Below are 16,012 nucleotides of genomic sequence, written 5' to 3' on the forward strand. Positions count from 1 at the left end.
TGACCTCCAAACACTAAGAATTATAAATAGCTGATTTAGAGCACACAGATCTTCAGCATCTGTTCCCTCCCTCTCCGCAATTTATATATCGAACGATTCAAAAACGCCTTAAATGCATCATTTAAGGCGTTTTTTGTTTCCTGGCAGCACCCGTGCCCTACTCCTACCGAGTTTTCAAATTAATGCCAACGAAGGCCAAATTTAAAAGCCGCAAGAAACAAAAATGCCCTTCGCTCTTTCGAAGGGCATTGAAAATTAATCACTAACTGCTCTCATTTATCGTAATGAAAAAACGTAAAGAACGAAGAGTTTTTTGGTTAGAAGGATCTTATTTACCCGCTTCGGGTAGCAACACAAGCTTTATAAAGTTTTTACCGGTAAGGTATTTGTCTGCAGCATCCTTTATATCCGCCGGGGTTATAGCATTTACCTGTTTAATATAGTCGTCTATCTGGTGCAGGTTTTCGTTGTTTAGTAACTGCCCGCCCAGGTATCCGGCCCAAAAGCCGTTTGTTTTCAGTGCCAGTTCTATCGAGCGCTGGGTTTCGGCTTTAAACTTATCTACATTCAGCTGCGATGGGCCTGTGGTTTTAATTTTCTCCACCTCATCCAATGCCGATGCTATAAGCTTATCTACATTTTGAGGCGAACAACCAAAGGTAATAGTGGTGCTAAACCTGCCCTGCGGCAACTTAGCCGTAGCCATGCGTACCCCCGGCGAGTAAACGCCGCCTTCGTCTTCGCGCAGCCTTTCCAGCATACGTATCTGCAAAGTCTCCTTCAGCGCATCCATCTTCAGTTTGTTTTCGAAATTATAGTCGAACGGGCCGGAGAACACCAGGTTAACAGTGGCTTTTTGTTCGGTGCCTTTATAAACCATTTTTTCTATTTTACCGGCAGGGATATTGATATTCAAATCTTTTGCGGGCTCTGTTTTACCGTTTACCGGTAGGCTGGCTATATACTTAGCCAACAAGGGTTTTATGGCAACAGTATCTATACTCCCCACAAATACAAATGTGAAACCGCTTAAATTGGCAAAGCGCTCCTTAAAAATTGCATATGCCCTATCCAAATTAACCTGATCTAATTTAGCCACTGAGGGGCCTGTACGGCGAACGCTATGGTTGCCCAGCGTGGCGGATATCGTGTCCTGGAAAACGCTGTTCGGGTCGTTCTGCCGGTTGGCAAGGCCGGCTTTAGAGCGAGTTATCATCCCCCGGAACAATACCGAATCTTTGCGCGGCTCGGTAACATAGGCGTACATCAGTTGCAAAGCGCCCTCCAGATCTTTATTTACAGCACCGCCGTTGATGTTTTGGGTGCGCTCGCCTATTGACAACTGCACGCTCATTTGCTTACCCGATAAATACTTACTCAGTGCGGTTGTATTGTAATTACCCGCGCCATAAGATGGGATAATGTTAGCCGCCGATGCCGACTGGTATTCTGCATCGCTGTAAAGGGATGTGCCGCCAGGAGCAAAAGCAGTAAAGCTTACTTCATCGTTTTTAAAATCGGTAGGTTTTAGCAATACTTTAATACCGTTACTTAGCATCAGCGTGGTAACGCCCAGTTTTTCATCTTTACTTTGGCTGATAATGGTACCTGCAACCGGCTCTTTCTTCAGCAGGCTTTCGTTGCTCACTTCATCTTTAAAAGCTGTAATATTTTCGGCTTCCACCTCTTTTATCCATTTATTAAATACGGCTTCCGCAGGCAGGCTGGCTTTATCTTTTTCGGGAGCCAAAAGCAAAATATCCCTATCGGTAGTTTTCGTGGCGGTTTTTGCCAGGGTATTCAGCTCTTCCAAAGTAATACCCGGCAGTTGGCTGCTTACCAGCTTATACTCGTAATCGATACCGGGGGCAGCCGTGCCATGCAAAAAGTATTGCAGGTATTCGCTTACGTAACTGCTCGATGGCGTTTTGCTCTTTTCGCGCAATGCCGATTCTAACTGGTTTTGATAGCCGGCTTTTGCGCGGGCAAGTTCGGTAGCGGTAAAGCCGAAACGTTTGGCACGATCGTTCTCTCGCCATGCGGCTTTAAAGCCCTTTTCCAATTCGCCCGGTTTTGCGGTAACCGATATGGTGTACGCATCCAAACCGCCCAAAAAGCCGCCTATGCTGGCACCACCATTTAAATAAGGCGGATCTGCCTGCCTTGCCAATTCGGCGTAGCGGCCGCCAAGCATATCGTTATAAAGCGCCCGCACTATACTGGTACGATATTCGGCATCGGTATGCAAGGGTAATTCGGGTTGCTTTATCATTACCTGTGCACTGGTCGATGTCATCTCCGGGTCGGTCACGGCAATAAACTGATTTTTACCGGTGAGCGGCACGGTGTATTTGGTACGCGGCCTGGCGTTCGCGGGATTTTTCAGGTCGGCAAATTTAGCTTTGATGGTTTTCTCCATCTGGTCAACATCTACATCGCCCACTACTATTAGCGCCTGCAGGTTCGGACGGTACCAATCCCCATAAAAACGCCTGATAACTTCTGGCTTAAAATTCTTCAGCACCTCTTCTGTACCAATGGGTACACGGCTGGCATACCTCGAATTGTTTAGTATCAGCGGAAAGTACTTAGTGCGCATACGGTCGGCAGCGCCTTTGCCAAGGCGTTTCTCTTCCAACACAACGCCGCGTTCTTTATCTATTTCGGCTGTTTCGAGGGTTGCACCGTGTGCCCAATCGTGCATAATTTCGAGCCCGTTCTTCACTATCTCCGGGTCCGAAGGCAGCGGCAACTGGTATACCGTTTCATCGAAACCGGTATAGGCGTTAATATCGGCACCAAAGCGTACGCCTGCTTTTTGCAGGTAATTCACCAATTCGTTTTTGGGGAAATGAGCCGTGCCGTTAAAGCTCATGTGCTCCATAAAATGTGCTAAGCCGCGCTGGTCGTCGGCTTCTAAAACCGAGCCTACTTTGTTGGCGAGGTAGAAAACCACCCGGTTCTTTGGCTCCACGTTATGCCTGATGTAATAGGTAAAGCCATTAGGCAGCTTACCCGTACGCACTGCCGCGTCAAGCGGAATATTTTGGGCCTGCACCAAACTTGTAGTTAAGGCGGCCAAACCCAAAGCGAGTAATAATTTTATCTTCATTTGTTTTGTTATTGCTTGTTTATAATGGTTTTATTAGTTGCGGATGCTGTTTCACCACCTCTGATGATATCCAGTATGCCCTCGTTTTCAATAATGATCATCCCCTGCCTATCGGTAGTAATACCCTCGGTTAGCGTATAGGTATAGCGCGGAATTAAGCCATCCATTACCGTTGGCAGGTAGGTAAACCTAAAATTGTTGCAATGCTTACGCAGGCTATCGCCCACCTCAATAATGTGGGTAGAGATGATGAAAAAGCAGTTGCGGTTTTCGGAGAAAGCCTCGGTTATTGATAAGGTAGCATCGTAGGCATCCTTTACATTGGTGCCTTTAAAAAGTTCGTCGAATATCACCACCAGGTCTTTATCGGCTGCTACCTGCTGCGCAACTGTTTTTACTCGCAGCACCTCGGCATAAAAGTGGCTGTAACCCATATCCAGGTTATCGGGCACGTTGATAGACGAGTACAGCCCATCCTTAACCGAAAACTCCATATGCGATGCTGCCACCGGGAAGCCCATGTGTGCCAGGTATACCGCAATGCCGAATGATTTCATGAGGGTTGATTTACCCGCCATGTTGGCCCCGGTTAAAAATATCACGTTACATTGCTGCTGCAGCGTTAGGGTGTTGCCAACAGCGTTCTCCACCGCCGGATGGTAAAGGCCGGTCGCGGTCAGCACATTAGCATCCTTGGGGAGAGCACGGGCATAGCTGAAGCTTTTGCGGGCGGCAACCCCTGCTACAGCAATATATACATCCAGCCTGAAGATCATTTGGGTAAGCGCCTGCATTTGCAGGTTCATGCCCGTACGCAGCAGGTAGTCGTATTTTATCAGTTTCAATAATGGCAATTGCTTGGCGCCACGTTCGGCAAGCAGCCAGCTTAGTTTGGGGTCAGCAAAGGTGCTTTTGGCTTGCTCCAGTTGATCGCTGTAGGGGCTTTGTCCGGTGGGTTGTTGGTTTACAAAGTTGTAAAAGCGGTTCAGCAATTCAATGGTAGTGCATACTTCGGCATTAAGCAATTCGTAATCCTTATCCTGCGCGGCTACCTGTAAAAACTTTTTAGATATGGCACCCGCAGCAACTGTAATTATGCTTCCTCCACCCGAACTGAGGTAATTCTCCATCACCCCAAATTCCTCGCCCGTAAATGGGAAGGCAACGCCAAGCCCGGTAAAATATTGAAAAATGCTGCTCCGCTTGTTTATCTCATCGGCATTATTTAAAGGCTGCTGAAACATACCATCCATCAGTTTGCGGCCACCTGCGGTAACGGCTGCATCAAACAGGCGCGCGATAGAATTATTTTTATGCCGGCCCGGGATGTTCAGGTCTTCCAGCGTTTGTTTATCTGCAAAAAAACTCATGATGCTACCGTTTTATTTTTGCGGCTACGGATGATCTCCAGAATGCCTTCGTTGTTGATGATAACCATGCCGTGGCGGTCGGCGGTGATGCCCTGCTCCAGTTTGTAGGTGTATATGGGTGTATTTTTATCCATTTTGGTGGGCAGGTAAACAAAGTTGATATTGCTGCAGCGCTCGCGCAAAACATCCCCAGCTTCAATGATGTGGGTTGATACCACGAACATGCAGTTACGCTTTTGAGCAAAAGCTTCGGTAATGGCAATGGTGCCCTCGTAGGCATCTTTTACATTGGTACCCCTGAATAGTTCATCGAAAATAATGAAGAGGTTTTTGGCTACGCCGAGTTCTTTGGCGATCTTTTTAACCCGCAAAACTTCCGCATAAAAATGGCTGTTGCCCTGGCTCAGGTCATCCGGAAGGTTAATGGTGGTATAAATACCATCGCGTACCGAAAACTCCATATGCGAAGCCGCCACCGGAAAGCCCATGTGCGCCAGGTATAAGGCAATGCCCAACGATTTCATGAAGGTTGATTTCCCAGCCATGTTGGCACCCGTTAAAAAAACGATATTGCTTTGCGGCGTAATATGGATGGTATTGGCAATAGCATTTTTAACCAGCGGATGGTAAATACCTGTCGCCCTCACCGTGTGTTCCTGAGTTGGCAAGGCCCGGGGGAATACATAGGTTCGTTTAGCTGCAACTTCAGCAATAGAGATATAAACATCGAGCCTGTAAATGCAGGCGAGTACCTGTTTTATTTTTAGGCGGATGCCAAACCTAATGAGGTTATCATGATCAACAATATTATTGTACGATAGCTTTGCACCGTTCTTCTCTTTTAACAAAGGGCTTATTTCTTCGTCAGCAAGCAGCGCTGCCATTTCGCCCAACTCGGTAGCGAATGCTGTTTTCGCTGCGGTTTGTTTCATTCCCGTAAGCAGCGTATCCAACGCCTGCAAAATTTCTATGAGTGCGGCAATGCCGTTGGTGATGAGTTTAAGATCGCCTTCGGCAGCAATAAGGTTGCCCAGCTTGCGGCCCAGGCTGTTGTTGGTATGCGATAGCCGGGTGCGCTGGTCGGTCATACTAAGGTATATCTCCGCGCTATCCAAATACTCAGTGCGGAAAGGGAACTTCGCCTTTACACTGCCGAAATACTGTAGGGTACCGCTGCGGGTGTTTATAGCTTCAACATCTGCCAATGGGTACAAAAACATATTCTCCAATATATCCGCTCCGCCACGGGTGTGGGTATTGTTATAGAGGCTGTAAACAGAATCGGTACCGGGCTTGCCCAAAATATTCAGGTCGTCCAGGGTTTGTTTATCGGTATTAAAACTCATGTTAGCTGGTTTGGATAAGGGAACAGCATTATGGAGACGGCTGATCTAAAACCGCCTCCTTTCTGCTGCATCACTACAATTAACTATATTAACTCTCCTTTTAATTCCTTCTTCTCCTGAACAGGGTAATAGCACCCAGTATGGCTATCAGTGCGGGGATGATGCCTTTGCAAAGCCACATCAGCGCTGTAATTTGCCCGCGGGATATTTTGATATCCATATCCCGGGCATCCGGCCGGGTAACATCAACCGGGAACTTACCATCGCTAAACCATCTGAACAGGCCTTGCAGATAGTATTCGTTGTAGCGGCTGCGCGGGCGCGATAATTCGCCATTGCTCACCAAATCAGCGTCGCCGGATACAACTATCTTTTGCTGCTTACCGTTAACATTCCTCTCCATAGCTATGGATATAGGGAACACGCCCTTTTCATCACCGGTCGCGGCGTTGAAGCTTAAGTTGGCAGTTGCAAGGTCTACCGCCCCAACCGAACCTGACTGGCCCGGCGGCGTGTTTTGGGAAGGGTCGTTAGATGATGGGCCACCCACGGCAATTGCCATTACCGCGCCGCCGCTGTAAGGCATACTTGCGGGCTTCTTTTCCACTTTAGGGGTTACCGGGGTATATGCAAAGCCGGGTAATTGTTTGTTCCAGCCGCCTATCATGCTCAATAAAAGCGGTGTAACTTTAAAGCCGCCCGCTGCAGAATAATCTACAGCTGCAGCGCCTTGCACGCTTAAGCCTACCTTACCATCCTGTAACCTTTTCAGGTTAGAATCTATACCCGTTGCTTTATCAGACAGTAACGCATTGACGAAACCGGGCGTTAAATTTTTATCGGGTTTAATCAGTACCCCGGGTTTTAGCTGCACGCCCAATTGCTGCAATATTGGGTTAAGTACCTGCTGCCTGCCCGGCTCGCCGGTAATGAGCATATTGCCGCCCTTGTTAATGTACGCAGCTATTTTTTGTTGGGCATCTGCTGAATATGGCAAGGTTGGGTCGCCTATTACAACCACATCGGCATCGGCAGGTATGTTTTGGCTGTTAATGTTTATGGTATCAACATCAAAACCCTGGTTCACCAAGGCCTTACGCCTGGTTTTTAGCATGCTTATTTGCTGATAATCTCTGTCGCCACGGCTATCGGTACTGCGTTCGTTATTCCCGGTAATAAAAACAACTTTGGGTACAGCAGTCAAAAAGCGTTTCAAGGCTGCATCCATTTCTGCTTCGCTCGCATACGGGTCGTTTTCGCCCATATAGAACCTTAAAAAGGTGCTCTTACCCTTATACTCCAGCTTCCTTACCAGCAGGTTACCTTCCGGGTTCAAATCAATTTGTTTTGCTATCTCCTTAGGCGATATAAACCTGTCGCCGTCTACCCCCATTGTAGTTGCCATCTTTTCGGCAATATCATCCAATTTGGTAACGCCTTTAAGGTTGGGGTTGTACCTGTAATCGCGGTAATTACTATCTATCGGATTATCGTAGTAATACACGTATTCCACATCCATACCCGGTACAAAGCGTTTAAAGTTTTCCAGGCGGGCCAGGTCGCGGTTACGCGCTTCGGGCAATACGTACCAAAGGTGTGGGGCCAGCATATTTACGTAAGTGGTAACCTTTAGCGGACCATCAATTTTAGCTGCAAGGGCTTGACTGGTTTTAGTTATGGTAAGCGATTTTTGCGCCGTAGTATCTAAATACCCGGTAAACATAGGCCTCGAGGTGATATACCCTAAACCAAGGGCTGTGCAAATCAATGCTAAGTAGCGGCCAACCTTAACCGTCCAGGGTTTTAGTTCGCGTTCGCTTTTAAGGCGAAGTACACAAAGCGACAGGAACGAGGCGATGATGATAGTGTAGTAGAAAAGGTCCTTTGTGGTTATCATCCCCCCTACCATTTTTTCGGCACGGCCGGATATGGACAGGAAGTAAGTAAGGTCGCGCACAAAATCAATGCTCTGCCCTATCTCGCCTACGTAGCGCATCACCGCAAATACTGCAAGCGCACTAATGGCTGCAACTACCTGGTAGGTAGTAAGGCATGACATAAATAAGCCGATAGCCGCATAAGTACATATCAACAAATACAAAGCGAACAGCCCCGAGAGGATAAGCCCTACATCTACATGATCGATAAACAGGCAGCCAATTACAGCAAATATGCCCAACACTGCAATTAGCGAAAGCCCGTAAGCAATAATGGCAAAGTACTTACCCAGTATAATTTGCCTCAGTTTTACCGGCGACGAAAGCAGCAGTTTAATGGAGCCACTGCTGGTTTCGCGGCTCATGAGGCTCATAGTTAAAATAGGCAGGTACAGGTAAATGTAACCCTGCATAGCCGGGAACAAACCACCCTGCCCCGAGAACAAGCTGCGGGTAATGGGCATGGTTTGGTACCCAAGGGATAAAGATGTGCGGGTATTTTGCAGGTTCTCTAAGAACGTAATGCCGCACTGTATCATGAATATGGCGAGCACCAGCCAGGCCACCGGCGAATAAAATAGTATGGCAAGCTCTAAACGGGCTATTTTTATGATCTTTCTCATCTTGTTATTTTTTTGGCGTTTTGTTGGATAATTGTGCAAATACCTCATCCAGCGAACTTTTCTCCAGCATTATCTCTTTCAACTCCCAGCCTTGCTGTACGCTCATGGTTATTATTTTTTTTGATATATCTGCCGATGCTTTAAAGCGCATGCGTATACTTCTGTCGTTTAGTAACTCCACACCGGTAATGCCGGGTATAGCGCTCAGCTCTTCGGTTGCGGGCGGGTTATCCATAAATACCAGCATGGTATCGGGCATTATGTAGTTGTTAAAGGCGTCCATGGTGTCGGCAAATACCATACGGCCATTCTCTATCATTTTTATCTCTTTGCAAATGGCCTGCACTTCAGATAGTATGTGGGTAGAGAAAATAACGGCGCGCTCTTCGGCAATTTCTTTAATAAGCTTGCGTACTTCCAGTATTTGATTGGGGTCCAACCCGTTGGTGGGTTCATCAAGCACCACCAACTTAGGTTTGTGTATAATGGCCTGTGCAATACCAACACGCTGCCTGTAACCGCCCGATAGGTTGCGTAACAGCCTTTTGGCAAAATGGGCAACGCCGCATTTCTCCATTACTTCGGCAACGGCCTGCTTTATTTGGTGCTTATCTACGTTACGTATCTCGGCGCAATAGACCAGGTATTCCTCCACAGTAAGTTCCAGGTGCAGGGGCGCATTTTGCGGGAGAAAGCCCAGCATTTTCTTTGCCTCCTCGGGCTGCTGGCGTATGTCGATCCCATCGATATAGACATCGCCCTCGGTTTGGTTTAGCACCCCGCAAAGGATGTTCATGGTGGTAGATTTGCCGGCACCATTGGAGCCCAGCAGCCCAAGTATGCCCACCTTATCTATCTCGAAATTAATATCGCGGATGGCCCAATCACGGGTGTACCTGTGCGATAGGTTTTCAATTGTTACAATGCTTTGTTTCACTTTTTATTTGGATTATTAGGATGTAGCTTTCCAACCCGGGATGGTTTTTACGCCCGTCCCGGTGAGGTTTTTAAAGAAAAAATGCTGCTTGTTTATGGGTTATTTGCCATACCCGGATGCGCGTTTAAATAAAGGTTTGGTATACGCAAGGTTAAGCGCTCGGGCTTTAAGGTGTATTCGGCGGTAACGGCCGTGCCATCATAAACTATGTGCTTTGCAGCAGGCTGCCCGCTAAACAAAGGATCTACCGAGAGCCTGCGCATATCCCACCAGCGGTAACCCAGTTCGGCAAATTCGCGTATGCGTTCGTCAATTATAAACTTTACTAAAGCCGTTTGGTTACCGGCTATAGCTCCTGGTACACTTGCATTAGCAGCAGGCATACGGTTTTGGCGCAGGGCCTCTACGTCGGCTTTTGCGCCGGCAAGGTCGTTAGCACGGGCTCTGGCTTCTGCCCTCAACAGGTACAAATCGGGCAGTTCTAAACCAATGCGCGATATAAAGTTATAAGGCGATACAAACCTGCGCAGCCTGCCACCCGGGTTTGGCGATTGATCGGGCTGCAGATCGGTATATAAATTCAGCCGCAGATCGCTTGCGTCAAACAAAGCTTTAGTAGCCGGGGTAATGGTCAGGAAATCATTCCCGGGGCCATTGCCGTCGTAGTTACCTGCATAGGAGAAAATAGTTACTATCGATTCCGTTACATCTGTTTTGTTATTCAGCGGCGTACTGCAACCATAAATAGGGTCGCAAGGCAGGAAAGAACCGCCCGCTGCAAACTCGTTATTGTAATTATACAAGCGCGGCGGTGCGGTCATTTTAGCAATATCTGCAAAGGCGGCGTTGAACATGGCCAGGGCTTCGGTGTTTTTGCCCATAAACAAATACACCTTGCCTAAAAAACCTTCGGCAGCCGGTTTAGACCATCTGGTTGGGAACGAAGCCTGCACCGGCAAATTTGGGATAGCCGCTAAAAGATCGGTGGTAATAAAATCATACATCTCCTGCACCGTGCCGCGTTTAAAATCTGTTTGATTAATATCCGGTTCGGTAATGATGGGGAAACCAGGGTCGGTGCCGGCTGTTGAGGCCAGGTAAGGCTTGCCAAAATAATTGATCAGCTGAAAGTGAGCAAATGCACGTACCGCCATAGCTTGCGCTTTTACAGTAAGCTTCTGCTGTGCAGTGCCACCGGTAGATGCCTCCACCTCTTTAATGATCTTATTGAGGGTATACATATTACCTAAAGTAGACCTTAAAAACTGGGGATCATCTGCTGCATAAGCATTAGGGTCGGGCCGGTAAATATCATCCTTCCATTGAAAAAGCAAGTTGGCTATTTCTAAGCCCGAACCGTTTAACAAGTTATTTTCCGCGCTAACATCGTCGCCCATCATTATAGCAGGTTGCCACAGGCCTATACCTCCCGACGAATAAAATGTTGTACCATTCATGAGCAGGTCATAATCCTCATATTTGGTGGCTACAAGCTTACCCTTAGGTATTACCTCTAAAAAACCCTTTTTGCAGGATGTTGTATTTAACAGCAGCACAAGAACAGCGGCTGTGATATGAATATATTTTCGCATGTTGTTTTTGATCTATGAGGTTAAAAATTAATGTTTGCGCCCAGGGCAATAGTATGCTGGCCCACCCTGGTACCGCGCCCGCCGTATGTATAGTTTTGCAATTCAGGGTCGAGGCCCGCTTTGTTGGCAGTCCAAAGTAAAATGTTGTTTACCTGCGCCCTAAGCGATATGCTTTGCACTTTTAACCATTTTAAAAGGCGCGGATCAAGGTCGTAAGCCAATGTAGCTTCTCTTAGTTTAAGGTATGATGCGCTCACTACGTTGATATCGGCATTGGTATAATAGCCGGTGTTGCGCATAGCATAATTATAAAAATAGCGGCTGGTGTAAGCGGGGATATTGGTGGTTAACTCATCGCCGGGTTTTTGCCAGCGGTTAGCAAAATCTGCGTGAATGTTGCCGCTAAAACTTTGCGGATTGCCCGTGAGCCTGCCTACATAAAACTGGTTAACATCTTTACGCATAACGGCACCAAGGCTATAAATCATGTTTAATGTTAGTTCGAATTGCTTGTACCTAAAGCTATTGCTTATACCGCCATTAAATTTGGGCGTGGTAGAACCCATGTACACTAAATCGTCTGCAGTAGGTTTTGTAGGGTCTTTAGTAATAGTTCCATCGGCAAGCTTTATCTGCGGGTCGCCAACGTTATCTAAGCCTGCATACCGGTAAGCAAATAACGGCCTGGTTGGGTAACCAATTACATAGTTTGCAAACAGGCGGTACGAGGCCTGGTTCATATAGCTCTGCGGGGTACCATAGTCAACCAGTTTGTTTTTATTAAAGCCAAACACAAACCCGGTAGACCAGCGGAAGTTTGAGCTTTGGATATTCACACTGTTTAAGCCAATGTTTATACCATCATTGGTAAGGTTGCCAATGTTTGAAATGGCCGAGCCCTGCCCGGTGAAAATATCAAGGGGTAAACTGCCCAGTAACGATGTGGTATTTTTATGATAGTACTCAATACTACCGCTTAAACGGCTGTTAAATATGGCAAAATCGAGCCCAAGGTTGGTAGTGTGGGTAGTTTCCCAGCTCAACTTTTTGTTTGCTGCCGAACCAAGATAGTACGAAGGGCCTGCAATTTGCGGGTACTGCGTATACTGCTCGGGAGATAATATATCAAGCACCGTAGCCGACCCTACGTAAGGTGAGTTGCCCGTGATACCGTATGTTGCCCTGATGGCTAAGCCGTTTATCCAGGTAAGGGGTTTTAAAAAGCCTTCTTCGGCCAGGTTCCATTTGGCACCGAAGCTGTACACGGGTTTGTTTTGTGCCGATACATCGCTGCCAAAAAGGTTGCTATGATCTACCCTCCAGCTTGCATCTACACTGTATTTGTGATTTAACGTATAGCCTGCCAAACCAAAATACGATTTAAACCTCGAACGTATCTCCTGCACCTGGTACGGCTGGTAATAAAGGAAGCCCGCACCTGTTACCGTGCCAAACACGCCCTGGCTTAGCTTAAGGTAATCAAGCAAGGGCGCGGTTTGCAGGTCTTCATCATACCCCATCAGGTTTGTAGTAACGCCGGTGGTAAGCCTTTCATTAGCTTCCTGGCCGCCTTGCAAGGTTATCAGGTCGTTACCATCGCGGCCGCTGTAGTTATACACCAATTGGTTACGCACCGTCCAGTTGCGCTGGTTGGTAACATTATTACGGAAGTTTCCCCCTGTTGCCGGTATATAATACACCGGTACCGAGTTTACATCGGGTGCTACGGTAAAGCTAAGCAGGTTTTTACGCATGCTGTATTGCGCATGGTCGTCATAAGCCAATGTAGTTGCAGGCGATGTAAGGTAGCCAAAGGTACCGTGGTAACTAAGCCCTTTCCACAACTTAACTGTGCCATTGGCCACTGTGTTTATTGACAAGCCGTTGGTACTGCTATGCCCGTAGTTCAATTCGTCCAGCGGGCTGTAAGTTTCCAAATCTATTTTGCTAAGCGACTGGTAGTAAGCTCGCTGCTCCGACGACATACCATATATGTAAGGCATACTGATATTGCTGCCGTCGGCATTTTTAAACAACTGATAAGGCAGAAAATCGGACCCGACACTTATGGGGTGCTTGGCTCCTGATACGGCGTTTGCCAATTGGGTGCTAAGTGAAAACGAAAACCTGTCATTAGGCGTAAAGTTTTGATCGAGGTTTATGCGGTAAGTGTTACTGGTTTCGCCTATAGTGTTGCTGCGCGTATTGTTATAACCCAGCGATGCAAAGAAGCTATAGTATTTATTACCCGCCGACGCCGAAAGCGTATGGTTAGTGGTAATGGCGTTGCGGTACCAAAGGTCTTTTATCTGCTGCGTGTTATCAATGGCGGATAAACTATCCAGTTTTGCATTAGCCTGCCCGGCCGATAAAATACCCGCGTATTGATCATACAATATCTGATCGTGAGGCGCTATGTATGAACTATACAACGAGCTATACGGATTGGTAACCGGGTCAAATACCTCTTTAGCCGCCTGTATGTACTGTTTGCTGGTTAAATTGCGCTGGTACGAAAAATCGGGCTTGCCTTGAAAGTTTACAAAGCCGGAGTAAGAGATTTTTACCCGTTGGTTTTTTACGCCCGATTTGGTTGCAACCACAATTACGCCGTTGGCTGCCTGTGCACCCCAGATGGCGGCGGCGGCGGCATCTTTTAAAACGGTGATATCGGCAATGTCATCAATGTTTAAAGAACTAAAATCGGTAACGATAACGCCGTTCACCACATATAATGGCTCGGTTGGCAATTGTATACTGCTTGTACCGCGCACCAGGGCGCGGCGGGTAGACTGGCGCGTGGTGGTATTAAATATCTGGTCTTGCCCTATAGTTAACCCGGGTATTTGCCCGTCGAGCCTGGCTATAACATCCATAGTGCCCACGCGGTTGGCAAATATCTTCATATCGGGTTTAGAGAACGAACCAGTAGCGCGCTCCTTTGATAAGTTCTGATAACCCGTTTGCACCGTAACCTCTTTTAACTGGGAGGTTTCACTGTACAGGATAATGTTTAAAAAAGGCATATCCTTTTTTACCTTAAAGTGGTAAGTTTTATACCCGATGTAAGATACCGCCAGTTCGTCGCCCTCTTCTACATCCATATAAAACAGGCCGTTCTCGTTGGTTACGTAACTTATTTCGCCTACGGTAGCTATTACGGCAGCCTGGCCTGCGGGTACCACTACCGGCGCAATTGCAACCTGCTGGTTTCGCCGTTTTGTAAAGTAAACCGTGGCCCGGTTTAGTGGTATACCGGTACTGTCAGTAACAATACCTCGTATTTGTATGGGTACGGTAAACAGCTGTTTTACTTTATCAAACAGCGTGGGTGTTGCCGGCGCCAGAATTATATTTTTACCTATGATAGAATAAGATACCGGCAGGTTTTTAAAGCAGGCTTCCAATGCTTTTTCTACACTTACGTTGCTTACGTTCACGTCTATCTCGGGCACGTTAAGCTTATTTTCGTCGTAAATAAATATATAGTTGGTTTGCTTCTCTATTTTCAGCAATACCTTTTCTAACGAAGCATGTTTTTCGTAAAGGGTAACCTGGCTATACCCTTTTGCGCTTGCTTGTAAAAGGCCTATTAGTAAAATAAACGTGGACAACTTCATAACAATAAGGAGTTGTTTAAGATTTGGCCATGCCAAAGGCATAGCTATCGGAATAGCACGAAATTTCATTACATTTGTGATGTTTGGATCAATACATTAAACTCAGTTCCAATTTTGTTTATCCGCTGGTTAGCGGAAGGGTTGATCCAAAAAACTTACCGTAGCTGTGCGTCAACACATCTGCGGTTTTTTTTGCTTCACCCGCTCGTTTAAAGTGTTATTGTAAAGTATATGCCATAGTTTTCGGGGTTTAAGTGAATAGTTTTGTTATTTATTGGGGTTTTAGTTTTTCATAATTACTATCTTCTTGCCGTCGGTTTTAAATTTGATGCCTAAGTTGTTCACGATCTTTAAAACCTGCTCGGCATTGGCGGTACGCAAAACCTTACCGGTTATGGCTGCCTCGGGCACATCGCCTTCGTAAACCACCTCTACCTTATACCATCGGGCAAATTGCCGCATCACCGCCTGCAAATCGGCCCGCTTAAACCGGAACTGCCCGTTTTTCCAGGCCAGTGCGGTTTCGGTATCTGCTTGTTTTACCTGTATATTAATATTGCCTTTGGCAACTGCGGCCTGCTGCCCCGGCACCAATAGCGCTGTTTGGCGGGCGTTAGATACTTTTACACTCCCCTCCAGCAAGGTGGTTGTGGTAGTATTTTCATCACCATAGGCATTAACGTTAAAATGCGTACCCAACACCTCAACCGTTTGGCCGGCGGCGATTACTCTGAAAGGCTTCGAGCTATCGTGCGCTACTTCAAAGTAGGCCTGCCCTGTAATTTCTACTTTACGCTCGTTGCCATTAAAACTTACCGGGTAGCGGATAGACGAGGCTGCATCAAGCGATACCCTTGTACCGTCGGATAAAGTAAGGTCATAAGTACCGCCCATTGGGGTTGCCATGGTGTTGTAAATAACCGGGCCGGCGTTCGCTTTTTTGTCCGTACCCAAAAGATAGGTTACCTGCCCGTCGGCTGTTTTGGTAACGGCTATATTATTTTGGCTGGCCAATTGCCCGTTAGCAGCGCCTGTTAATATAACTTGTTTACCATCGCCAAGGGTTAATATAGCTTTGTTGCTGCCCGGCGTCAGGTTGCGGGCTATGGTTTGTATTACCTCTTGCTGGTTGGGCCCACGGTGGGTAGCGTAGTACAGCCCTGCCGAAAGAAATACCAGCAACACCGCTGCCGCAGCAATGCGGTACATCAATTTTATACGGCCGAATTTTGGCTGATTTACCGGTAAAGCATTCCAGATGGCGGCCAAATCGGCTTCGCGTTCTTCATCGGTAATATCTTTGGTATCTGCTGCCTCATATTGCAGGTACCAGGTTTCTACCAACTCTTTTTCAAAATCGGTACAGGTGCCGGTATTATATCGCTTTAAAAGGTCGTGTATTTCGTGTCGTTGCATATAATCATCAAGATTTTCATCTTCAATTATAACCAAGACAGGAAAGTGGATGGCAAGGG

General features: G+C 46.9%; 8 protein-coding genes. All 8 read right to left on the reverse strand.

Annotated features, from left to right (window positions below; translation table 11 throughout):
* Nucleotides 1-328: 328 nt before the first annotated feature.
* On the reverse strand, nucleotides 329-3,112 hold the full coding sequence (locus tag BC343_RS28035; protein WP_078351134.1) for a M16 family metallopeptidase: 2,784 nt from the start codon (nucleotides 3,110-3,112) through the stop codon (nucleotides 329-331).
* 8 nt (nucleotides 3,113-3,120) lie between these two features.
* Nucleotides 3,121-4,482: a MutS-related protein gene (locus tag BC343_RS28040; protein WP_078351135.1), complete on the reverse strand. Its 1,362-nt coding sequence runs from the start codon at nucleotides 4,480-4,482 to the stop codon at nucleotides 3,121-3,123.
* Nucleotides 4,479-5,828 carry a MutS-related protein gene (locus BC343_RS28045; protein ID WP_078351136.1) on the reverse strand — a complete coding sequence of 450 codons (1,350 nt, stop codon included), beginning with the start codon at nucleotides 5,826-5,828 and terminating at the stop codon, nucleotides 4,479-4,481. Before BC343_RS28045 ends, BC343_RS28040 begins: the two co-directional genes overlap by 4 nt.
* A 100-nt stretch (nucleotides 5,829-5,928) precedes the next feature.
* Nucleotides 5,929-8,388, reverse strand: coding sequence for a Gldg family protein (locus BC343_RS28050; RefSeq protein ID WP_162276963.1), 2,460 nt, complete (start codon nucleotides 8,386-8,388; stop codon nucleotides 5,929-5,931).
* 4 nt (nucleotides 8,389-8,392) lie between these two features.
* A complete protein-coding gene (locus tag BC343_RS28055; protein WP_078351138.1) occupies nucleotides 8,393-9,325 on the reverse strand; it encodes an ABC transporter ATP-binding protein in 933 nt (310 codons plus the stop codon).
* Between the two features lie 92 nt (nucleotides 9,326-9,417).
* The gene (locus BC343_RS28060; RefSeq protein WP_078351139.1) at nucleotides 9,418-10,917 is read right to left on the reverse strand and encodes a RagB/SusD family nutrient uptake outer membrane protein; all 1,500 of its coding nucleotides are present in this window, start codon (nucleotides 10,915-10,917) and stop codon (nucleotides 9,418-9,420) included.
* 20 nt (nucleotides 10,918-10,937) lie between these two features.
* A complete protein-coding gene (locus BC343_RS28065) occupies nucleotides 10,938-14,537 on the reverse strand; it encodes a SusC/RagA family TonB-linked outer membrane protein (protein WP_162276964.1) in 3,600 nt (1,199 codons plus the stop codon).
* 282 nt (nucleotides 14,538-14,819) lie between these two features.
* Nucleotides 14,820-15,953: a FecR family protein gene (locus BC343_RS28070; protein ID WP_078351337.1), complete on the reverse strand. Its 1,134-nt coding sequence runs from the start codon at nucleotides 15,951-15,953 to the stop codon at nucleotides 14,820-14,822.
* Between the last annotated feature and the right edge of the window lie 59 nt (nucleotides 15,954-16,012).

It is taken from the genome of Mucilaginibacter pedocola, from assembly GCF_002013915.1.
GTDB classification, from domain to species: domain Bacteria; phylum Bacteroidota; class Bacteroidia; order Sphingobacteriales; family Sphingobacteriaceae; genus Mucilaginibacter; species Mucilaginibacter pedocola.